Here is a 21,366-nt window from a genome sequence, read left to right as displayed (position 1 = left end):
GTAATATGTTTAATCAGGGCTATACTTAGCACACTTCCACTGTGTGTGACTGTCTGGTCTGACTGAGACAAGTTTTCAAGGATTCGTAACGTGATTAGCGATATCAGAAAAGATGCTGAAGTACGCATGGACAAATGCGTAGAAGCGTTCAAAACCCAAATCAGCAAAATACGCACGGGTCGTGCTTCTCCCAGCCTGCTGGATGGCATTGTCGTGGAATATTACGGCACGCCGACGCCGCTGCGTCAGCTGGCAAGCGTAACGGTAGAAGATTCCCGTACTCTGAAAATCAACGTGTTTGATCGTTCAATGTCTCCGGCCGTTGAAAAAGCGATTATGGCGTCCGATCTTGGCCTGAACCCGAACTCTGCGGGTAGCGACATCCGTGTTCCGCTGCCGCCGCTGACGGAAGAACGTCGTAAAGATCTGACCAAAATCGTTCGTGGTGAAGCAGAACAAGCGCGTGTTGCAGTACGTAACGTGCGTCGTGACGCGAACGACAAAGTGAAAGCACTGTTGAAAGATAAAGAGATCAGCGAAGACGACGATCGCCGTTCTCAGGACGATGTACAGAAACTGACTGATGCTGCAATCAAGAAAATTGAAGCGGCGCTGGCAGACAAAGAAGCAGAACTGATGCAGTTCTGATTTCTTGAACGACAAAAACGCCGCTCAGTAGATCCTTGCGGATCGGCTGGCGGCGTTTTGCTTTTTATTCTGTCTCAACTCTGGATGTTTCATGAAGCAACTCACCATTCTGGGCTCGACCGGCTCGATTGGTTGCAGCACGCTGGACGTGGTGCGCCATAATCCCGAACACTTCCGCGTAGTTGCGCTGGTGGCAGGCAAAAATGTCACTCGCATGGTAGAACAGTGCCTGGAATTCTCTCCCCGCTATGCCGTAATGGACGATGAAGCGAGTGCGAAACTTCTTAAAACGATGCTACAGCAACAGGGTAGCCGCACCGAAGTCTTAAGTGGGCAACAAGCCGCTTGCGATATGGCAGCGCTTGAGGATGTTGATCAGGTGATGGCAGCCATTGTTGGCGCTGCTGGGCTGTTACCTACGCTTGCTGCGATCCGCGCGGGTAAAACCATTTTGCTGGCCAATAAAGAATCACTGGTTACTTGCGGACGTCTGTTTATGGACGCCGTAAAGCAGAGCAAAGCGCAATTGTTACCGGTCGATAGCGAACATAACGCCATTTTTCAGAGTTTACCGCAACCTATCCAGCATAATCTGGGATACGCTGACCTTGAGCAAAATGGCGTGGTGTCCATTTTACTTACCGGGTCTGGTGGCCCTTTCCGTGAGACGCCATTGCGCGATTTGGCAACAATGACGCCCGATCAAGCCTGCCGTCATCCGAACTGGTCGATGGGACGTAAAATTTCTGTCGATTCGGCTACCATGATGAACAAAGGTCTGGAATACATTGAAGCGCGTTGGCTGTTTAACGCCAGCGCCAGCCAGATGGAAGTGCTGATTCACCCGCAGTCAGTGATTCACTCAATGGTGCGCTATCAGGACGGCAGTGTTCTGGCGCAGCTGGGGGAACCGGATATGCGTACGCCAATTGCCCACACCATGGCATGGCCGAATCGCGTGAACTCTGGCGTGAAGCCGCTCGATTTTTGCAAACTAAGTGCGTTGACATTTGCCGCACCGGATTATGATCGTTATCCATGCCTGAAACTGGCGATGGAGGCGTTCGAACAAGGCCAGGCAGCGACGACAGCATTGAATGCCGCAAACGAAATCACCGTTGCTGCTTTTCTTGCGCAACAAATCCGCTTTACGGATATCGCCGCGTTGAATTTATCCGTACTGGAAAAAATGGATATGCGCGAACCACAATGTGTGGACGATGTGTTATCTGTTGATGCGAACGCGCGTGAAGTCGCCAGAAAAGAGGTGATGCGTCTCGCAAGCTGAGGATAATCCGGCTACAGAGAGTCGCGCTATTTGTTAGCGTAGGGCTTCAGTGATATAGTCTGCGCCATCTGATCGTAAGTAGTTGGCTTTATAAGGTCAGGTATGCCGTGGTTTTACACGGCTTTTTTTTGTATAGGCTTCAGTATTCCTGAGTACCGTAAACCCTGTCAGGGAATAAAAAACGCGTGATGTTGTCTGCTACTCAACCACTTAGCGAAAAATTGCCAGCGCATGGCTGTCGTCATGTTGCGATCATTATGGACGGCAATGGTCGCTGGGCAAAAAAGCAAGGGAAGATTCGTGCCTTTGGGCATAAAGCCGGGGCAAAATCCGTCCGCCGGGCTGTCTCTTTTGCGGCCAACAACGGTATTGAGGCGTTAACTCTGTATGCCTTTAGTAGTGAAAACTGGAACCGACCAGCGCAGGAAGTCAGTGCGTTAATGGAACTGTTTGTGTGGGCGCTTGATAGCGAAGTAAAGAGTCTGCACCGACATAACGTGCGTCTGCGTATTATTGGCGATACCAGTCGCTTTAACTCGCGTTTGCAAGAACGTATTCGTAAATCTGAAGCGCTAACAGCCGGGAATACCGGTCTGACGCTGAATATTGCGGCGAACTACGGTGGACGTTGGGATATAGTCCAGGGAGTCAGGCAACTGGCTGAAAAGGTGCAGCAAGGAAACCTGCAACCAGATCAGATAGATGAAGAGATGCTAAACCAGCATGTCTGTATGCATGAACTGGCCCCTGTAGATTTAGTAATTAGGACTGGGGGGGAGCATCGCATTAGTAACTTTTTGCTTTGGCAAATTGCCTATGCCGAACTTTACTTTACAGATGTTCTCTGGCCCGATTTCGATGAACAAGACTTTGAAGGGGCGTTAAATGCCTTTGCTAATCGAGAGCGTCGTTTCGGCGGCACCGAGCCCGGTGATGAAACAGCCTGATGGGGGTCGCTTTTGCTGAAGTATCGCCTGATATCTGCTTTTGTGTTAATACCCGTCGTCATCGCGGCGTTGTTTCTGTTGCCGCCGGTGGGGTTCGCCATTGTAACGCTGGTGGTCTGCATGCTGGCAGCGTGGGAATGGGGACAGCTTAGCGGTTTTACCACTCGCTCGCAGCGAGTATGGTTGGCGGTGTTATGCGGGTTATTGTTGGCGCTGATGCTTTTTCTGTTGCCGGAATATCACCGAAATATTCATCAACCGCTGGTTGAAATCTCACTTTGGGCTTCGCTGGGTTGGTGGATTGTCGCGCTATTGCTGGTGCTGTTTTACCCAGGTTCCGCAGCAATCTGGCGTAACTCTAAAACATTGCGCATTATTTTTGGCGTGCTAACCATTGTTCCCTTCTTCTGGGGCATGCTGGCGTTACGGGCCTGGCACTACGACGAGAATCATTACAGTGGCGCAATATGGCTGCTCTATGTCATGATCCTGGTATGGGGTGCTGACTCTGGCGCATATATGTTTGGCAAATTGTTTGGTAAACATAAACTGGCACCGAAGGTTTCTCCGGGTAAAACCTGGCAAGGCTTTATAGGTGGACTCGCGACTGCAGCGGTAATCTCATGGGGTTATGGCATGTGGGCGAATCTCGACGTCGCTCCCGTCACCTTACTCATTTGCTCTATTGTCGCAGCGTTAGCCTCAGTGCTCGGCGATCTGACCGAGAGTATGTTTAAGCGTGAAGCAGGAATTAAGGACAGCGGTCATTTAATTCCAGGACACGGTGGTATTTTAGATCGTATTGATAGCCTGACGGCTGCGGTACCGGTCTTTGCTTGCTTGTTGTTACTGGTATTCAGGACGCTTTAACGGAAGGTAATATGCTGAGTTTTCTCTGGGATTTGGCTTCGTTCATCGTTGCACTGGGTGTACTTATCACCGTGCATGAATTTGGTCATTTCTGGGTTGCCCGGCGTTGTGGTGTTCGCGTTGAGCGTTTCTCAATAGGGTTTGGTAAGGCGCTCTGGCGGCGAACTGATAAGCTCGGCACCGAATATGTTATCGCCCTGATCCCGCTGGGCGGTTATGTCAAAATGCTGGATGAGCGCGCAGAACCGGTCGTTCCGGAACTCCGCCACCATGCCTTCAATAATAAATCTGTCGGCCAACGAGCGGCGATTATTGCCGCAGGTCCGGTTGCAAACTTCATTTTTGCTATCTTTGCCTACTGGCTGGTTTTTATTATTGGTGTGCCTGGCGTACGTCCGGTGGTTGGCGAAATAGCAGCCAATTCGATAGCTGCGGAAGCACAAATTGCACCAGGTACGGAACTAAAAGCCGTAGATGGTATCGAAACGCCTGATTGGGATGCCGTGCGTTTGCAGTTGGTCGATAAAATTGGCGATGAAAGCACCACCATTACGGTAGCGCCATTTGGCAGCGACCAACGGCGGGATGTAAAGCTCGATTTACGTCACTGGGCGTTTGAGCCTGATAAAGAAGATCCGGTAACTTCGCTGGGGATTCGTCCTCGTGGGCCGCAAATTGAACCTGTACTGGAAAATGTGCAGCCAAACTCGGCGGCAAGCAAGGCAGGTTTGCAAGCAGGCGACAGGATCGTTAAAGTCGATGGTCAGCCCTTAACGCAGTGGGTGACCTTTGTGGTGCTTGTCCGGGATAACCCGGGTAAATCCTTAGCGTTAGAAATCGAAAGGCAGGGGAGTCCCTTGTCTTTGACATTAATCCCGGAGAGTAAACCGGGTAATGGTAAAGCGATTGGTTTTGTCGGTATTGAGCCGAAAGTCATTCCTTTGCCAGATGAGTATAAAGTTGTACGCCAGTATGGGCCGTTCAACGCCATTGTCGAAGCCACGGACAAAACGTGGCAGTTGATGAAGCTGACGGTCAGTATGCTGGGAAAATTGATCACCGGTGATGTGAAACTGAACAACCTCAGTGGGCCGATCTCTATCGCCAAGGGGGCTGGGATGACAGCGGAACTCGGGGTTGTTTATTACCTGCCGTTTCTTGCGCTTATTAGCGTGAACTTAGGGATAATTAACCTGTTTCCGTTGCCCGTACTTGACGGGGGGCATCTGCTGTTCCTTGCGATCGAAAAGATCAAGGGCGGACCGGTATCCGAGCGGGTTCAAGACTTTTGTTATCGCATTGGCTCGATTTTGCTGGTGCTGTTAATGGGGCTTGCACTTTTCAATGATTTCTCTCGGTTATGAGAGTTAGTTAGGAAGAACGCATAATAACGATGGCGATGAAAAAGTTGCTCATAGCGTCGCTGCTGTTTAGCAGCGCCACCGTATACGGTGCTGAAGGGTTCGTAGTGAAAGATATTCATTTCGAAGGCCTTCAGCGTGTCGCCGTTGGTGCGGCCCTCCTCAGTATGCCGGTGCGCACAGGCGACACGGTTAATGATGAAGATATCAGTAATACCATTCGCGCTCTGTTTGCTACCGGCAACTTTGAGGATGTTCGCGTCCTTCGTGATGGTGATACCCTTCTGGTTCAGGTAAAAGAACGTCCGACCATTGCCAGCATTACTTTCTCCGGTAACAAATCGGTGAAAGATGACATGCTGAAGCAAAACCTCGAGGCTTCTGGCGTGCGTGTGGGCGAATCCCTCGATCGCACCACCATTGCCGATATCGAGAAAGGTCTGGAAGACTTCTACTACAGCGTCGGTAAATATAGCGCCAGCGTTAAAGCTGTCGTGACCCCGCTGCCGCGCAACCGTGTTGACCTAAAACTGGTGTTCCAGGAAGGTGTGTCAGCTGAAATCCAGCAAATTAACATTGTTGGTAACCATGCTTTCACCACCGACGAACTGATCTCTCATTTCCAACTGCGTGACGAAGTGCCGTGGTGGAACGTGGTAGGCGATCGTAAATACCAGAAACAGAAACTGGCAGGCGACCTTGAAACCCTGCGCAGTTACTATCTGGATCGCGGTTATGCCCGTTTCAACATCGACTCTACCCAGGTCAGTCTGACGCCAGATAAAAAAGGTATTTACGTCACGGTGAACATCACCGAAGGCGATCAGTACAAGCTTTCTGGCGTTGAAGTGAGCGGCAACCTTGCCGGGCACTCCGCTGAAATTGAGCAGCTGACTAAGATCGAGCCGGGCGAGCTGTATAACGGCACCAAAGTGACCAAAATGGAAGATGACATTAAAAAGCTTCTTGGTCGCTATGGTTATGCCTATCCGCGCGTACAGTCGATGCCTGAAATTAACGATGCCGACAAAACCGTTAAATTACGTGTGAACGTTGATGCGGGTAACCGTTTCTACGTGCGTAAGATCCGTTTTGAAGGTAACGATACCTCGAAAGATGCCGTCCTGCGTCGCGAAATGCGTCAGATGGAAGGTGCATGGCTGGGGAGCGATCTGGTCGATCAGGGTAAGGAGCGTCTGAATCGTCTGGGCTTCTTTGAAACTGTCGATACCGATACCCAACGTGTTCCGGGTAGCCCGGACCAGGTTGATGTAGTCTACAAGGTGAAAGAACGTAACACCGGTAGCTTCAACTTCGGGATTGGTTACGGTACTGAAAGTGGCGTGAGCTTCCAGGCTGGTGTGCAACAGGATAACTGGTTAGGTACGGGTTATGCTGTTGGTATCAACGGGACCAAAAACGATTACCAGACCTATGCTGAACTGTCGGTAACCAACCCGTACTTCACCGTAGATGGCGTAAGCCTCGGTGGTCGTCTCTTCTATAATGACTTCCAGGCAGATGACGCCGACCTGTCCGACTATACCAACAAGAGTTATGGTACAGACGTGACGTTGGGCTTCCCGATCAACGAATATAACTCGCTGCGTGCAGGTCTGGGTTATGTACATAACTCCCTGTCCAACATGCAGCCTCAGGTTGCGATGTGGCGTTATCTGTACTCTATGGGTGAACATCCGAGCACCTCTGATCAGGATAACAGCTTCAAAACGGACGACTTCACGTTCAACTATGGTTGGACCTATAACAAGCTTGACCGTGGTTACTTCCCGACAGATGGTTCACGTGTCAACCTGACTGGTAAAGTGACCATTCCGGGATCGGATAACGAATACTACAAAGTGACGTTAGACACGGCGACTTATGTGCCGATCGATGACGATCACAAATGGGTTGTTCTGGGTCGTACCCGCTGGGGTTATGGTGATGGTTTAGGCGGCAAAGAGATGCCGTTCTACGAGAACTTCTATGCCGGTGGTTCCAGCACCGTCCGTGGCTTCCAGTCCAATACCATTGGTCCGAAAGCAGTTTACTTCCCGCATCAGGCTAGTAATTATGATCCGGACTATGATTACGAATGTGCGACTCAGGACGGCGCGAAAGACCTGTGTAAATCGGATGATGCTGTAGGCGGTAACGCCATGGCGGTTGCCAGCCTCGAGTTCATCACCCCGACGCCGTTTATTAGCGATAAGTATGCTAACTCGGTTCGTACTTCCTTCTTCTGGGATATGGGTACCGTTTGGGATACAAACTGGGATTCCAGCCAATATTCTGGATATCCGGACTATAGTGATCCAAGCAATATCCGTATGTCTGCGGGTATCGCATTACAATGGATGTCCCCATTGGGGCCGTTGGTGTTCTCCTACGCCCAGCCGTTCAAAAAGTACGATGGAGACAAGGCAGAACAGTTCCAGTTTAACATCGGTAAAACCTGGTAAGTGTTCTCCACAAAGGAATGTAGTGGTAGTGTAGCGATGACTTTAGGCGATCAATATAAGATCGCCGGGCCACGCAAAGAACTGCACCCTCCGGTGCAAATGGGATGGTAAGGAGTTTATTGTGAAAAAGTGGTTATTAGCTGCAGGTCTCGGTTTAGCACTGGCAACTTCTGCTCAGGCGGCTGACAAAATTGCAATCGTCAATATGGGCAGCCTGTTCCAGCAGGTAGCGCAGAAAACCGGTGTTTCTAACACGCTGGAAAATGAGTTCAAAGGCCGTGCCAGCGAACTGCAGCGTATGGAAACCGATCTGCAGGCTAAAATGAAAAAGCTGCAGTCCATGAAAGCGGGCAGCGATCGCACCAAACTGGAAAAAGACGTGATGGCTCAGCGCCAGACTTTTGCTCAGAAAGCGCAGGCTTTTGAGCAGGATCGCGCACGTCGTTCCAACGAAGAACGCGGCAAACTGGTTACTCGTATCCAGACTGCTGTGAAATCCGTTGCCAACAGCCAGGATATTGATCTGGTTGTTGATGCTAACGCCGTTGCTTACAACAGCAGCGATGTAAAAGACATCACTGCCGACGTACTGAAACAGGTTAAATAAGTAATGCCTTCAATTCGACTGGCTGATTTAGCGCAGCAGTTGGATGCAGAACTACACGGTGATGGCGATATCGTCATCACCGGCGTTGCGTCCATGCAATCTGCACAAACAGGTCACATCACGTTCATGGTTAACCCAAAATACCGTGAGCATTTAGGCTTGTGCCAGGCGTCCGCGGTTGTCATGACCCAGGACGATCTTCCTTTCGCGAAAAGTGCCGCGCTGGTAGTGAAGAATCCCTACCTGACTTACGCGCGCATGGCGCAAATTTTAGATACCACGCCGCAGCCCGCGCAGAACATTGCACCCAGTGCGGTGATCGACGCGACGGCGAAGCTGGGTAACAACGTATCGATTGGCGCTAACGCGGTGATTGAGTCCGGCGTTGAACTGGGCGATAACGTGATTATCGGTGCCGGTTGCTTCGTAGGTAAAAACAGCAAAATCGGTGCAGGTTCGCGTCTCTGGGCGAACGTAACCATTTACCATGAGATCCAGATCGGTCAGAATTGCCTGATCCAGTCCGGAACAGTGGTAGGCGCAGACGGCTTTGGTTATGCCAACGATCGTGGTAACTGGGTGAAGATCCCACAGATTGGTCGCGTAATTATTGGCGATCGTGTGGAGATCGGCGCATGTACTACCATCGATCGCGGCGCGCTGGATGACACTGTTATTGGCAATGGCGTGATCATTGATAACCAGTGCCAGATTGCACATAACGTCGTGATTGGCGACAATACGGCGGTTGCCGGTGGCGTCATTATGGCGGGCAGCCTGAAAATTGGTCGTTACTGCATGATCGGCGGAGCCAGCGTAATCAACGGGCATATGGAAATATGCGACAAAGTGACGGTTACGGGCATGGGTATGGTGATGCGTCCCATCACTGAACCAGGCGTCTATTCCTCAGGCATTCCGCTGCAACCCAACAAAGTCTGGCGCAAAACCGCTGCACTGGTGATGAACATTGATGACATGAGCAAGCGTCTGAAATCGCTTGAGCGCAAGGTTAATCAACAAGACTAACGTTCCATCTTTTGTTCGCCAAACTTTACGGCCTGTCTCATTCTTACGATTGCGGCAGGCCGTGTTATTATTGTCGTTTCTTATATTTTGACAGGAAGAGTATCTTGACTACTAACACTCATACTCTGCAGATTGAAGAGATTTTAGAACTTCTGCCGCACCGTTTCCCGTTCTTACTGGTGGATCGCGTGCTGGATTTTGAAGAAGGTCGTTTTCTGCGCGCAGTAAAAAATGTCTCTGTCAATGAGCCATTCTTCCAGGGCCATTTCCCTGGAAAACCGATTTTCCCCGGTGTGCTGATTCTGGAAGCAATGGCACAGGCAACAGGTATTCTGGCGTTTAAAAGCGTAGGAAAACTGGAACCGGGTGAGCTGTACTACTTCGCTGGTATTGACGAAGCGCGCTTCAAGCGCCCGGTCGTGCCTGGCGATCAAATGATCATGGAAGTCACTTTCGAAAAAACGCGCCGCGGCCTGACCCGTTTTAAAGGGGTTGCTCTGGTCGACGGTAAAGTAGTTTGCGAAGCAACGATGATGTGTGCTCGTAGCCGGGAGGCCTGATACGTGATTGATAAATCCGCCTTTGTGCATCCAACCGCCATTGTGGAAGAGGGCGCGTCGATTGGCGCGAACGCTCACATTGGTCCTTTTTGTATCGTTGGACCCCATGTCGAAATTGGTGAGGGTACCGTACTGAAATCTCACGTTGTCGTGAATGGTCATACTAAAATTGGCCGCGATAATGAGATTTATCAGTTCGCCTCCATCGGCGAAGTTAACCAGGATCTGAAATATGCTGGCGAACCGACCCGCGTGGAAATCGGCGATCGTAACCGCATTCGCGAAAGCGTCACCATTCATCGTGGCACAGTCCAGGGCGGTGGATTGACGAAGGTGGGCAGCGACAACTTACTGATGATCAACGCGCACATTGCGCACGATTGTACGGTAGGTAACCGCTGTATTCTCGCCAACAACGCAACGCTGGCGGGTCACGTATCGGTTGACGACTTCGCGATCATCGGCGGCATGACCGCAGTCCATCAGTTCTGCATCATTGGTGCGCATGTGATGGTTGGCGGCTGCTCCGGTGTGGCGCAGGACGTCCCTCCTTATGTCATTGCGCAGGGTAACCACGCAACGCCGTTCGGTGTCAATATCGAAGGGCTGAAGCGCCGCGGATTCAGCCGTGAGGCGATTACCGCTATCCGCAATGCGTATAAGCTGATTTATCGTAGCGGTAAAACGCTCGATGAAGTGAAACCGGAAATTGCTGAACTGGCGGAAACATATCCGGAAGTGAAAGCCTTTACCGATTTCTTTGCACGCTCAACGCGCGGTCTGATTCGTTAATGACTGAACCGCGTCCATTAACGATTGCCCTGGTCGCCGGAGAAACCTCCGGCGATATCCTGGGGGCCGGTTTAATCCGCGCTCTGAAAGAACGTGTGCCCAACGCCCGCTTTGTTGGTGTTGCCGGGCCACGAATGCAGGCTGAAGGCTGCGAAGCCTGGTACGAAATGGAAGAGCTGGCGGTGATGGGCATTGTTGAAGTGCTCGGGCGTCTGCGTCGCTTACTGCATATTCGTGCCGATCTGACAAAGCGTTTTGGCGAACTGAAGCCAGATGTTTTTGTCGGTATTGATGCGCCTGACTTCAATATTACTCTTGAAGGTAACCTCAAAAAGCAGGGTATCAAAACCATTCATTACGTCAGTCCGTCCGTCTGGGCGTGGCGACAGAAACGCGTTTTCAAAATAGGCAGAGCCACCGATCTGGTGCTCGCATTTCTGCCTTTCGAAAAAGCGTTTTATGACAAATACAACGTACCGTGCCGCTTTATCGGTCATACCATGGCTGATGCCATGCCATTAGATCCAGATAAAAATGGTGCCCGTGATGTGCTGGGGATCCCTCACGATGCCCACTGTCTGGCATTGTTGCCGGGCAGCCGTGGTGCGGAAGTCGAAATGCTTAGCGCCGATTTTCTGAAAACGGCCCAGCTTTTGCGCCAGACATATCCGGATCTCGAAATCGTGGTGCCGCTGGTGAATGCCAAACGCCGCGAGCAGTTTGAACGCATCAAAGCTGAAGTTGCGCCAGACCTGTCGGTTCATATGCTGGATGGGTTGGGCCGTGAGGCGATGGTCGCCAGCGATGCGGCACTACTGGCGTCGGGTACGGCTGCACTGGAGTGCATGCTGGCGAAATGCCCGATGGTGGTGGGGTATCGCATGAAGCCTTTCACCTTCTGGTTGGCGAAGCGGCTGGTGAAAACCGATTATGTCTCGCTGCCAAACCTGCTGGCGGGCAGAGAGTTAGTTAAAGAATTATTGCAGGAAGAGTGTGAGCCGCAAAAACTGGCTGCAGCGCTGTTACCGCTGTTGGCGAACGGGAAAACCAGCCACGCGATGCACGATACCTTCCGTGAACTGCATCAGCAGATCCGCTGCAATGCCGATGAGCAGGCGGCACAAGCCGTTCTGGAGTTAGCACAATGATCGAATTTGTTTATCCGCACACGCAGCTGGTTGCGGGTGTGGATGAAGTCGGACGCGGGCCGTTAGTTGGCGCGGTCGTCACCGCTGCGGTGATCCTTGACCCGTCGCGCCCGATTGCCGGGCTGAATGATTCCAAAAAGCTGAGCGAAAAACGCCGTCTGGCGCTCTGCGAAGAGATCAAAGAGAAAGCGTTGAGCTGGAGTCTGGGCCGCGCGGAACCTCACGAAATCGACGAACTGAATATTTTACATGCGACCATGCTGGCGATGCAGCGTGCCGTCGCTGGGCTGCATATTACGCCGGAATATGTGTTGATTGATGGTAACCGCTGCCCGAAATTACCGATGCCTTCGATGGCAGTGGTGAAAGGCGATAGCCGCGTACCGGAAATCAGTGCCGCGTCTATCCTGGCGAAAGTGACGCGTGACGCCGAAATGGCGGCGCTGGATATTGTTTTCCCGCAATATGGTTTTGCCCAACACAAAGGGTATCCAACCGCTTTTCATCTGGAAAAACTGGCTGAACACGGCGCGACCGAACACCATCGGCGCAGCTTTGGGCCTGTCAAACGCGCACTGGGACTTGCGTCCTGATTCTTGTGTCGAGATTAAGTAAACCGGAATCTGAAGATGTCTGAACCACGTTTCGTACACCTGCGGGTGCACAGCGACTACTCGATGATCGATGGCCTGGCCAAAACCGCGCCGCTGGTAAAAAAGGCGGCGGCGTTAGGGATGCCAGCACTGGCGATCACCGATTTCACCAACCTTTGCGGTCTGGTGAAGTTCTACGGAGCGGGACATGGCGCAGGGATTAAGCCCATCGTCGGGGCGGATTTTAACGTCCAGTGCGACCTGCTGGGTGATGAGTTAACCCACCTGACGGTGCTGGCGGCGAACAATACCGGCTATCAGAATCTGACGTTGCTGATCTCAAAAGCGTATCAGCGCGGGTACGGTGCCGCCGGGCCGATCATCGATCGCGACTGGCTTATCGAATTAAATGAAGGTTTGATCCTTCTTTCTGGCGGGCGCATGGGCGACGTCGGGCGCAGTCTTTTGCGTGGTAACAGCGCGCTGGTAGATGAGTGTGTCGCGTTTTATGAAGAACACTTCCCGGATCGCTATTTTCTCGAGCTGATCCGCACCGGAAGGCCGGACGAAGAAAGCTATCTGCACGCTGCGGTGGAACTGGCGGAAGCGCGCGGTTTGCCCGTCGTGGCGACCAACGACGTGCGCTTTATCGACAGCAGCGACTTTGACGCACACGAAATCCGCGTCGCGATCCACGACGGCTTTACCCTAGATGATCCTAAACGCCCGCGTAACTATTCGCCGCAGCAATATATGCGTAGCGAAGAGGAGATGTGCGAGCTGTTTGCCGACATCCCCGAAGCCCTTGCCAACACCGTTGAGATCGCCAAACGCTGTAACGTAACTGTGCGTCTTGGTGAATACTTCCTGCCGCAGTTCCCGACCGGGGACATGAGCACCGAAGATTATCTGGTCAAGCGTGCAAAAGAAGGCCTGGAAGAGCGTCTGGCCTTTTTATTCCCTGATGAGGAAGAACGTCTTAAGCGCCGCCCGGAATATGACGAACGTCTGGAGACTGAACTTCAGGTTATCAACCAGATGGGCTTCCCGGGCTACTTCCTCATCGTTATGGAATTTATCCAGTGGTCGAAAGATAACGGCGTACCGGTAGGGCCAGGCCGTGGCTCCGGTGCGGGTTCACTGGTGGCCTACGCGCTGAAAATCACCGACCTTGATCCGCTGGAATTTGACCTGCTGTTCGAACGTTTCCTTAACCCGGAACGTGTCTCCATGCCTGACTTTGACGTTGACTTCTGTATGGAGAAACGCGATCAGGTTATCGAACACGTGGCGGACATGTACGGTCGTGATGCGGTATCGCAGATCATCACCTTCGGTACGATGGCGGCGAAAGCGGTGATCCGCGACGTAGGTCGCGTGCTGGGGCATCCGTACGGCTTTGTCGATCGTATCTCGAAACTGATCCCGCCCGATCCGGGGATGACGCTGGCGAAAGCGTTTGAAGCCGAGCCGCAGCTGCCGGAAATCTACGAAGCGGATGAAGAAGTTAAGGCGCTGATCGACATGGCGCGCAAACTGGAAGGGGTCACCCGTAACGCCGGTAAGCACGCCGGTGGGGTGGTTATCGCACCGACCAAAATTACCGATTTTGCGCCGCTTTACTGCGATGAAGAGGGCAAACATCCGGTCACCCAGTTTGATAAAAGCGACGTTGAATACGCCGGGCTGGTGAAGTTCGACTTCCTCGGTTTGCGTACGCTCACCATCATCAACTGGGCGCTGGAGATGATCAACAAGCGGCGGGCGAAGAATGGCGAGCCGCCTCTGGATATCGCCGCGATCCCGCTGGATGATAAGAAAAGCTTCGATATGCTGCAACGCTCGGAAACCACGGCGGTATTCCAGCTTGAATCGCGCGGCATGAAAGACCTGATCAAGCGTCTGCAACCTGACTGCTTCGAAGATATGATCGCACTGGTGGCACTGTTCCGCCCTGGTCCGTTGCAGTCAGGGATGGTGGATAACTTTATCGACCGTAAACATGGTCGCGAAGAGATCTCCTATCCGGACGTGCAGTGGCAGCATGAAAGCCTGAAACCGGTACTGGAGCCAACCTACGGCATCATCCTGTATCAGGAACAGGTCATGCAGATTGCCCAGGTGCTTTCTGGTTATACCCTCGGTGGCGCGGATATGCTGCGTCGTGCGATGGGTAAGAAAAAGCCGGAAGAGATGGCTAAGCAGCGTTCTGTATTTGCTGAAGGTGCAGAAAAGAACGGAATCAACGCTGAACTGGCGATGAAAATCTTCGACCTGGTGGAAAAATTCGCTGGTTACGGATTTAACAAATCGCACTCTGCGGCCTATGCTTTGGTGTCATATCAAACGTTATGGCTGAAAGCGCACTATCCGGCGGAGTTTATGGCGGCGGTAATGACCGCCGATATGGACAACACCGAGAAGGTGGTGGGCCTGGTGGATGAGTGCTGGCGGATGGGGCTGAAAATCCTGCCGCCGGATATAAACTCCGGTCTTTACCATTTCCACGTCAACGACGACGGCGAAATCGTGTATGGTATTGGCGCGATCAAAGGGGTAGGTGAAGGTCCGATCGAGGCGATCATCGAAGCCCGCAATAAAGGCGGCTACTTCCGCGAACTGTTTGATCTCTGCGCCCGAACCGACACCAAAAAGTTAAACCGGCGGGTGCTGGAAAAACTGATCATGTCCGGGGCGTTTGACCGTCTTGGGCCACACCGCGCAGCGCTGATGAACTCGCTGGGCGATGCGTTAAAAGCGGCAGATCAACACGCGAAAGCGGAAGCTATCGGTCAGGCCGATATGTTCGGCGTGCTGGCCGAAGAGCCGGAACAAATTGAACAATCCTACGCCAGCTGCCAACCGTGGCCGGAGCAGGTGGTGTTAGATGGGGAACGTGAAACGTTAGGTCTGTACCTGACGGGACACCCTATCAACCAGTATTTAAAAGAGATTGAGCGTTATGTCGGAGGCGTAAGGCTGAAAGACATGCACCCGACAGAACGTGGTAAAGTCATCACGGCTGCGGGGCTCGTTGTTGCCGCGCGGGTTATGGTCACCAAGCGCGGCAATCGTATCGGTATCTGCACGCTGGATGACCGTTCCGGGCGGCTGGAAGTGATGTTGTTTACTGACGCCCTGGATAAATACCAGCAATTGCTGGAAAAAGACCGCATACTTATCGTCAGCGGACAGGTCAGCTTTGATGACTTCAGCGGTGGGCTTAAAATGACCGCTCGCGAAGTGATGGATATTGACGAAGCCCGGGAAAAATATGCTCGCGGGCTTGCTATCTCGCTGACGGACAGGCAAATTGATGACCAGCTTTTAAACCGACTCCGTCAGTCTCTGGAACCCCACCGCTCTGGGACAATTCCAGTACATCTCTACTATCAGAGGGCGGATGCACGCGCGCGGTTGCGTTTTGGCGCGACGTGGCGTGTCTCTCCGAGCGATCGTTTATTAAACGATCTCCGTGGCCTCATTGGTTCGGAGCAGGTGGAACTGGAGTTTGACTAATACAGGAATACTATGAGTCTGAATTTCCTTGATTTTGAACAGCCGATTGCAGAGCTGGAAGCGAAAATCGATTCTCTGACTGCGGTTAGCCGTCAGGATGAGAAACTGGATATTAACATCGATGAAGAAGTGCATCGTCTGCGTGAAAAAAGCGTAGAACTGACACGTAAAATCTTCGCCGATCTCGGTGCATGGCAGATTGCGCAACTGGCACGCCATCCACAGCGTCCTTATACCCTGGATTACGTTCGCCTGGCATTTGATGAATTTGACGAACTGGCTGGCGACCGCGCGTATGCAGACGATAAAGCTATCGTCGGTGGTATCGCCCGTCTCGATGGTCGTCCGGTGATGATCATTGGTCATCAAAAAGGTCGTGAAACCAAAGAAAAAATTCGCCGTAACTTTGGTATGCCAGCGCCAGAAGGTTACCGCAAAGCACTGCGTCTGATGCAAATGGCTGAACGCTTTAAGATGCCAATCATCACCTTTATCGACACCCCGGGGGCTTATCCGGGCGTGGGCGCAGAAGAACGTGGTCAGTCTGAAGCCATTGCACGCAACCTGCGTGAAATGTCTCGCCTCGGCGTACCGGTAATTTGTACGGTTATCGGTGAAGGTGGTTCTGGTGGTGCGCTGGCGATTGGCGTGGGCGATAAAGTGAATATGCTGCAATACAGCACCTATTCCGTTATCTCGCCGGAAGGTTGTGCGTCCATTCTGTGGAAGAGCGCCGACAAAGCGCCGCTGGCGGCTGAAGCGATGGGTATCATCGCTCCGCGTCTGAAAGAGCTGAAACTGATCGACTCCATCATCCCGGAACCGCTGGGCGGCGCTCATCGTAACCCGGAAGCGATGGCGGCATCGTTGAAAGCGCAACTGCTGGCGGATCTGGCCGATCTCGACGTGTTAAGCACTGAAGATTTAAAAAATCGTCGTTATCAGCGCCTGATGAGCTACGGTTACGCATAATTCGCAAAAGTTCTGAAAAAGGGTCACTTCGGTGGCCCTTTTTTATCGCCACGGTTTGAGCAGGCTATGATTAAGGAAGGATTTTCCAGGAGGAACACATGAACATCATTGCCATTATGGGACCGCATGGCGTCTTTTATAAAGATGAGCCCATCAAAGAACTGGAGTCGGTGCTGGTGGCGCAAGGCTTTCAGATTATCTGGCCACAAAACAGCGTTGATTTGCTGAAATTTATCGAACATAACCCTCGAATTTGCGGCGTGATTTTTGACTGGGATGAGTACAGTCTCGATTTATGTAGCGATATCAATCAGCTTAATGAATATCTCCCGCTTTATGCCTTCATCAACACCCACTCGACGATGGATGTCAGCGTGCAGGATATGCGGATGGCGCTCTGGTTTTTTGAATATGCGCTGGGGCAGGCGGAAGATATCGCCATTCGTATGCGTCAGTACACCAACGAATATCTTGATAACATTACACCGCCGTTCACGAAAGCCTTGTTTACCTACGTCAAAGAGCGGAAGTACACCTTTTGTACGCCGGGTCATATGGGCGGCACCGCATATCAAAAAAGCCCGGTTGGCTGTCTGTTTTATGATTTTTTCGGCGGGAATACTCTTAAGGCTGATGTCTCTATTTCGGTTACCGAGCTTGGTTCGTTGCTCGATCACACCGGGCCACACCTGGAAGCAGAAGAGTACATCGCGCGGACTTTTGGCGCGGAACAGAGTTATATCGTTACCAACGGAACATCGACGTCGAACAAAATTGTGGGTATGTACGCCGCGCCATCCGGCAGTACGCTGTTGATCGACCGCAATTGTCATAAATCGCTGGCGCATCTGTTGATGATGAACGATGTAGTGCCAGTCTGGCTGAAACCGACGCGTAATGCGTTAGGGATTCTGGGGGGGATCCCGCGCCGTGAATTTACTCGCGACAGCATCGAAGAGAAAGTCGCTGCCACCACGCAGGCACAATGGCCGGTTCATGCGGTGATCACCAACTCAACCTATGATGGCTTGCTCTACAACACCGACTGGATCAAACAGACGCTGGATGTCCCCTCGATCCACTTCGATTCTGCCTGGGTGCCGTACACCCATTTTCATCCGATCTACCAGGGTAAAAGTGGTATGAGCGGCGAGCGTGTTGCGGGAAAAGTGATCTTCGAAACGCAATCGACCCATAAAATGCTGGCGGCGTTGTCCCAGGCTTCGCTGATCCACATTAAAGGCGAGTATGACGAAGAGGCGTTCAACGAAGCCTTTATGATGCATACCACCACCTCGCCCAGTTATCCCATTGTTGCTTCGGTTGAGACGGCGGCGGCGATGCTGCGTGGTAATCCAGGCAAACGGCTGATTAACCGTTCAGTAGAACGAGCTCTGCATTTTCGCAAAGAGGTCCAGCGGCTGCGGGAAGAGTCTGACGGCTGGTTTTTTGATATCTGGCAACCGCCGCAGGTGGATGAAGCCGAATGCTGGCCCGTTGCGCCAGGCGAACGGTGGCACGGCTTTAACGATGCGGATGCCGATCATATGTTTCTCGATCCGGTTAAAGTCACTATTTTGACACCGGGGATGGACGAGCAGGGCAATATGAGCGAGGAGGGGATCCCGGCGGCGCTGGTGGCAAAATTCCTCGACGAACGTGGGATCGTAGTAGAGAAAACCGGCCCGTATAACCTGCTGTTTCTTTTTAGTATTGGCATCGATAAAACCAAGGCAATGGGATTATTGCGTGGGTTGACGGAATTCAAACGCTCTTACGATCTCAACCTGCGGATCAAAAATATGCTACCCGATCTCTATGCAGAAGATCCCGATTTCTACCGCAATATGCGTATTCAGGATCTGGCGCAAGGGATCCATAAGCTGATTCGTAAACACGATCTTCCCGGTTTGATGTTGCGGGCATTTGATACCTTGCCGGAGATGATCATGACGCCACATCAGGCATGGCAGAGACAGATTAAAGGTGAAGTAGAAACCATTGCGCTGGAACAACTGGTCGGTAGAGTATCGGCAAATATGATCCTGCCTTATCCACCTGGCGTACCGCTGCTGATGCCGGGAGAAATGCTGACCAAAGAGAGCCGCACAGTACTCGATTTTCTACTGATGCTTTGTTCCGTAGGGCAACATTACCCCGGTTTTGAAACGGATATTCACGGCGCGAAACAGGACGAAGACGGCGTTTACCGCGTACGAGTCCTAAAAATGGCGGGATAACTTGCCAGAGCGGCTTCCGGGCGAGTAACGTGCTGTTAACAAATAAAGGAGACGTTATGCTGGGTTTAAAACAGGTTCACCATATTGCGATTATTGCGACGGATTATGCGGTGAGCAAAGCGTTTTACTGCGATATTCTTGGTTTCACGCTGCAAAGCGAAGTCTATCGCGAAGCGCGCGATTCGTGGAAAGGGGATTTAGCGCTTAATGGGCAATATGTGATTGAGCTTTTCTCATTTCCGTTCCCGCCGGAGCGCCCCAGCCGACCGGAAGCTTGCGGCCTGCGTCATCTGGCTTTTAGCGTTGATGATATCGATACGGCAGTGGCGCACCTTGAAAGCCATAACGTGAAGTGTGAAGCCATCCGTGTCGATCCATACACGCAAAAACGCTTCACGTTCTTTAACGATCCGGACGGGCTGCCGTTGGAACTGTATGAGCAGTAAGGCTTGTCATCGCCGCATTTGCCCGGTAACGTGCCGGGCATTGCTACTGTAAAATCGCATCATCATGACACTCACGCTCAATAGACAACTTCTCTCCTCACGCCAGATTCTGGTGGCCTTTAGCGGCGGGCTTGACTCCACCGTTCTGCTGCATCAGTTGGTGCAGTGGCGGACGGAAAATCCGGGCGTCACTCTACGCGCTATCCATGTGCATCACGGTTTAAGTGCCAATGCCGATGCCTGGGTTAGGCATTGCGAGAACATCTGCCAACAGTGGCAGGTGCCGCTGGTGGTCGAGCGCGTGCAACTTGCGCAAGAAGGACTGGGTATTGAGGCCCAGGCGCGGCAGGCGCGTTATCAGGCATTTGCCCGCACCTTGTTGCCCGGTGAAGTGCTGGTCACCGCGCAACATCTCGACGATCAATGTGAAACCTTTCTGCTGGCGCTAAAACGTGGTAGCGGCCCTGCCGGGCTTTCGGCTATGGGGAAAGTTTCGGAGTTTGCCGGAACACGGCTTATCCGCCCGTTGCTCGCCCGCACGCGGGGGGAACTGGAGCAGTGGGCATTGGCGCATGGTTTACGCTGGATTGAAGACGAAAGTAATCAGGACGACTCATACGATCGTAACTTTCTGCGCCTGCGCGTAGTGCCGTTATTGCAGCAGCGTTGGCCGCATTTTGCCGAAGCAACGGCCCGCAGCGCCGCACTTTGTGCTGAACAAGAGAGCCTGTTGGATGAACTGCTGGCGGATGATTTAGCACACTGTCAATCGCCGCAGGGGACGCTGCAGATTGCGCCAATGCTGGCGATGAGTGATGCCCGTCGCGCGGCGATTATCCGTCGCTGGCTGGCAGGGCAGAATGCACCAATGCCTTCCCGCGACGCGTTGGTGCGGATCTGGCAGGAAGTGGCGCTGGCGCGGGAAGATGCTTCCCCCTGTTTACGTCTGGGCGCGTTTGAAATCCGCCGCTATCAGTCGCAACTGTGGTGGATTAAATCCGTCACCGGGCAAAGCGAAAACATTGTGCCGTGGCAGACGTGGCTTCAACCGCTGGAATTACCGGCGGGGCTGGGAAGTGTACAGCTTAATGCGGGAGGCGATATTCGCCCTCCGCGTGCAGACGAAGCGGTCAGCGTGCGTTTCAAAGCGCCAGGATTGCTGCATATTATCGGGCGCAACGGCGGACGTAAGCTGAAGAAAATCTGGCAAGAGCTGGGTGTGCCGCCGTGGCTACGTGACACCACGCCACTGCTGTTTTATGGCGAAACGTTGATTGCGGCGGCAGGGGTATTTGTGACGCAAGAAGGTGTGGCTGAAGGTGAGAATGGCGTCAGTTTTGTCTGGCAGAAAACGCTTAGTTAAGTGAAAGCCGGATAAGACGCTTCAAACGTCGCATCCGGCGAAAGTCAATCAGGACTCGCTCACCACCACCGTACCGATTTCCGGGTGGCTAAAGCTGGTAATTTTATCCAGACGCAGCTCGCGGGTTGCACCAGCGGCCTCGACGACCAGATACTCCACATTTTTGCGGGAGACTAAATCGCTGGCCTTCGCCTGCAATTTTTCGCCATCTTTCAGCTCAAGTGTCAGCATTAAATGATGCTGGCAGGCGAGCTCAAGATTATCGTAATCATCACAATTGATTGGTTGATACGTATCATTCATTGACATAATCGCTCACCAGTAAGTTTGCCGCAGCGTATGCTGCTTTTTCCCTGACAGCCTCAGAAAGGGCGTCGTCGGCAGCCATTTCATTCAGCACTTTCAAAACGCAGCCCAGCGCGTCCGGAACGTATCCTAAGTCTCCGCTGGCGATTTCCGCGTACCGCTTGCGTATTAACTCACAATATTTTTCCACATGCCCTCCTGTCAGCACTCTG

Annotated in this window: 19 protein-coding genes; 17 read left to right on the top strand and 2 right to left on the bottom strand. The window is 52.4% G+C overall.

The window, feature by feature from the left end; all coding sequences use genetic code 11:
- Positions 1 to 90: 90 nt before the first annotated feature.
- The 17 genes from frr to tilS all read left to right on the top strand — a co-directional run bounded on the left by frr (position 91) and on the right by tilS (position 20,848).
- Positions 91 to 648 carry a ribosome recycling factor gene (frr, locus tag ACK8NJ_RS18995; protein ID WP_000622418.1) on the top strand — a complete coding sequence of 186 codons (558 nt, stop codon included), beginning with the start codon at positions 91 to 93 and terminating at the stop codon, positions 646 to 648.
- Between the two features lie 91 nt (positions 649 to 739).
- The gene (gene ispC / locus ACK8NJ_RS18990) at positions 740 to 1,936 is read left to right on the top strand and encodes a 1-deoxy-D-xylulose-5-phosphate reductoisomerase (protein ID WP_000811923.1); all 1,197 of its coding nucleotides are present in this window, start codon (positions 740 to 742) and stop codon (positions 1,934 to 1,936) included.
- Between the two features lie 188 nt (positions 1,937 to 2,124).
- On the top strand, positions 2,125 to 2,883 hold the full coding sequence (ispU, locus tag ACK8NJ_RS18985; protein WP_001295562.1) for a (2E,6E)-farnesyl-diphosphate-specific ditrans,polycis-undecaprenyl-diphosphate synthase: 759 nt from the start codon (positions 2,125 to 2,127) through the stop codon (positions 2,881 to 2,883).
- Between the two features lie 12 nt (positions 2,884 to 2,895).
- Positions 2,896 to 3,753, top strand: coding sequence for a phosphatidate cytidylyltransferase (gene cdsA, locus ACK8NJ_RS18980; RefSeq protein WP_000922437.1), 858 nt, complete (start codon positions 2,896 to 2,898; stop codon positions 3,751 to 3,753).
- A gap of 11 nt (positions 3,754 to 3,764) precedes the next feature.
- Positions 3,765 to 5,117, top strand: a complete 1,353-nt coding sequence (gene rseP / locus ACK8NJ_RS18975) for a sigma E protease regulator RseP (protein WP_411961878.1) — start codon at positions 3,765 to 3,767, stop codon at positions 5,115 to 5,117.
- A gap of 29 nt (positions 5,118 to 5,146) precedes the next feature.
- Positions 5,147 to 7,579, top strand: coding sequence for an outer membrane protein assembly factor BamA (gene bamA, locus ACK8NJ_RS18970; protein ID WP_001240896.1), 2,433 nt, complete (start codon positions 5,147 to 5,149; stop codon positions 7,577 to 7,579).
- A gap of 121 nt (positions 7,580 to 7,700) precedes the next feature.
- The gene (skp, locus tag ACK8NJ_RS18965) at positions 7,701 to 8,186 is read left to right on the top strand and encodes a molecular chaperone Skp (protein WP_000758956.1); all 486 of its coding nucleotides are present in this window, start codon (positions 7,701 to 7,703) and stop codon (positions 8,184 to 8,186) included.
- A gap of 3 nt (positions 8,187 to 8,189) precedes the next feature.
- A complete protein-coding gene (gene lpxD, locus ACK8NJ_RS18960; RefSeq protein ID WP_001139282.1) occupies positions 8,190 to 9,215 on the top strand; it encodes a UDP-3-O-(3-hydroxymyristoyl)glucosamine N-acyltransferase in 1,026 nt (341 codons plus the stop codon).
- 104 nt (positions 9,216 to 9,319) lie between these two features.
- Positions 9,320 to 9,775: a 3-hydroxyacyl-ACP dehydratase FabZ gene (gene fabZ, locus ACK8NJ_RS18955; protein WP_000210739.1), complete on the top strand. Its 456-nt coding sequence runs from the start codon at positions 9,320 to 9,322 to the stop codon at positions 9,773 to 9,775.
- Positions 9,776 to 9,778: 3 nt separating this feature from the next.
- Positions 9,779 to 10,567 (top strand): acyl-ACP--UDP-N-acetylglucosamine O-acyltransferase, encoded by a 789-nt coding sequence (lpxA, locus tag ACK8NJ_RS18950; RefSeq protein ID WP_000565966.1) that lies wholly within the window; start codon positions 9,779 to 9,781, stop codon positions 10,565 to 10,567.
- Positions 10,567 to 11,715, top strand: coding sequence for a lipid-A-disaccharide synthase (lpxB, locus tag ACK8NJ_RS18945; RefSeq protein WP_411961877.1), 1,149 nt, complete (start codon positions 10,567 to 10,569; stop codon positions 11,713 to 11,715). The genes lpxA and lpxB overlap by 1 nt, the downstream gene beginning before the upstream one ends.
- Positions 11,712 to 12,308, top strand: a complete 597-nt coding sequence (gene rnhB, locus ACK8NJ_RS18940) for a ribonuclease HII (protein WP_083576410.1) — start codon at positions 11,712 to 11,714, stop codon at positions 12,306 to 12,308. The genes lpxB and rnhB overlap by 4 nt, the downstream gene beginning before the upstream one ends.
- Before the next feature lie 36 nt (positions 12,309 to 12,344).
- Positions 12,345 to 15,827 carry a DNA polymerase III subunit alpha gene (gene dnaE, locus ACK8NJ_RS18935; protein WP_001294757.1) on the top strand — a complete coding sequence of 1,161 codons (3,483 nt, stop codon included), beginning with the start codon at positions 12,345 to 12,347 and terminating at the stop codon, positions 15,825 to 15,827.
- A 12-nt stretch (positions 15,828 to 15,839) separates the two neighbouring features.
- The gene (accA, locus tag ACK8NJ_RS18930) at positions 15,840 to 16,799 is read left to right on the top strand and encodes an acetyl-CoA carboxylase carboxyl transferase subunit alpha (RefSeq protein ID WP_000055738.1); all 960 of its coding nucleotides are present in this window, start codon (positions 15,840 to 15,842) and stop codon (positions 16,797 to 16,799) included.
- 98 nt (positions 16,800 to 16,897) lie between these two features.
- On the top strand, positions 16,898 to 19,039 hold the full coding sequence (ldcC, locus tag ACK8NJ_RS18925) for a lysine decarboxylase LdcC (protein ID WP_411961876.1): 2,142 nt from the start codon (positions 16,898 to 16,900) through the stop codon (positions 19,037 to 19,039).
- A 56-nt stretch (positions 19,040 to 19,095) separates the two neighbouring features.
- On the top strand, positions 19,096 to 19,485 hold the full coding sequence (locus ACK8NJ_RS18920) for a VOC family protein (RefSeq protein ID WP_000901101.1): 390 nt from the start codon (positions 19,096 to 19,098) through the stop codon (positions 19,483 to 19,485).
- 64 nt (positions 19,486 to 19,549) lie between these two features.
- Positions 19,550 to 20,848, top strand: coding sequence for a tRNA lysidine(34) synthetase TilS (gene tilS / locus ACK8NJ_RS18915; protein WP_001316092.1), 1,299 nt, complete (start codon positions 19,550 to 19,552; stop codon positions 20,846 to 20,848).
- Positions 20,849 to 20,896: 48 nt separating this feature from the next.
- On the opposite strand, the gene rof is transcribed toward tilS, so the two are convergent.
- Together rof and ACK8NJ_RS18905 are read right to left on the bottom strand one after the other, a co-directional pair.
- The gene (rof, locus tag ACK8NJ_RS18910; protein ID WP_000062311.1) at positions 20,897 to 21,157 is read right to left on the bottom strand and encodes a Rho-binding antiterminator; all 261 of its coding nucleotides are present in this window, start codon (positions 21,155 to 21,157) and stop codon (positions 20,897 to 20,899) included.
- A complete protein-coding gene (locus ACK8NJ_RS18905; RefSeq protein ID WP_000417058.1) occupies positions 21,144 to 21,344 on the bottom strand; it encodes a YaeP family protein in 201 nt (66 codons plus the stop codon). Before ACK8NJ_RS18905 ends, rof begins: the two co-directional genes overlap by 14 nt.
- Between the last annotated feature and the right edge of the window lie 22 nt (positions 21,345 to 21,366).

This window comes from Escherichia sp. F1, from assembly GCF_046764225.1.
GTDB classification, from domain to species: Bacteria; Pseudomonadota; Gammaproteobacteria; order Enterobacterales; family Enterobacteriaceae; genus Escherichia; species Escherichia coli.
This window is presented reverse-complemented; position numbering and strand designations above follow the sequence as displayed.

What these genes read in the sequence shown, in the direction of transcription:
- rof (WP_000062311.1), bottom strand. Translation starts at nt 21,157, where the DNA reads ATGTCAATGAATGATACGTATCAACCAATCAATTGTGATGATTACGAT.
- lpxD (WP_001139282.1), top strand. Translation starts at nt 8,190, where the DNA reads ATGCCTTCAATTCGACTGGCTGATTTAGCGCAGCAGTTGGATGCAGAA.
- accA (WP_000055738.1), top strand. Translation starts at nt 15,840, where the DNA reads ATGAGTCTGAATTTCCTTGATTTTGAACAGCCGATTGCAGAGCTGGAA.
- ispU (WP_001295562.1), top strand. Translation starts at nt 2,125, where the DNA reads ATGTTGTCTGCTACTCAACCACTTAGCGAAAAATTGCCAGCGCATGGC.
- ispC (WP_000811923.1), top strand. Translation starts at nt 740, where the DNA reads ATGAAGCAACTCACCATTCTGGGCTCGACCGGCTCGATTGGTTGCAGC.
- tilS (WP_001316092.1), top strand. Translation starts at nt 19,550, where the DNA reads ATGACACTCACGCTCAATAGACAACTTCTCTCCTCACGCCAGATTCTG.
- ldcC (WP_411961876.1), top strand. Translation starts at nt 16,898, where the DNA reads ATGAACATCATTGCCATTATGGGACCGCATGGCGTCTTTTATAAAGAT.
- lpxB (WP_411961877.1), top strand. Translation starts at nt 10,567, where the DNA reads ATGACTGAACCGCGTCCATTAACGATTGCCCTGGTCGCCGGAGAAACC.
- rnhB (WP_083576410.1), top strand. Translation starts at nt 11,712, where the DNA reads ATGATCGAATTTGTTTATCCGCACACGCAGCTGGTTGCGGGTGTGGAT.
- bamA (WP_001240896.1), top strand. Translation starts at nt 5,147, where the DNA reads ATGGCGATGAAAAAGTTGCTCATAGCGTCGCTGCTGTTTAGCAGCGCC.
- ACK8NJ_RS18920 (WP_000901101.1), top strand. Translation starts at nt 19,096, where the DNA reads ATGCTGGGTTTAAAACAGGTTCACCATATTGCGATTATTGCGACGGAT.
- rseP (WP_411961878.1), top strand. Translation starts at nt 3,765, where the DNA reads ATGCTGAGTTTTCTCTGGGATTTGGCTTCGTTCATCGTTGCACTGGGT.
- dnaE (WP_001294757.1), top strand. Translation starts at nt 12,345, where the DNA reads ATGTCTGAACCACGTTTCGTACACCTGCGGGTGCACAGCGACTACTCG.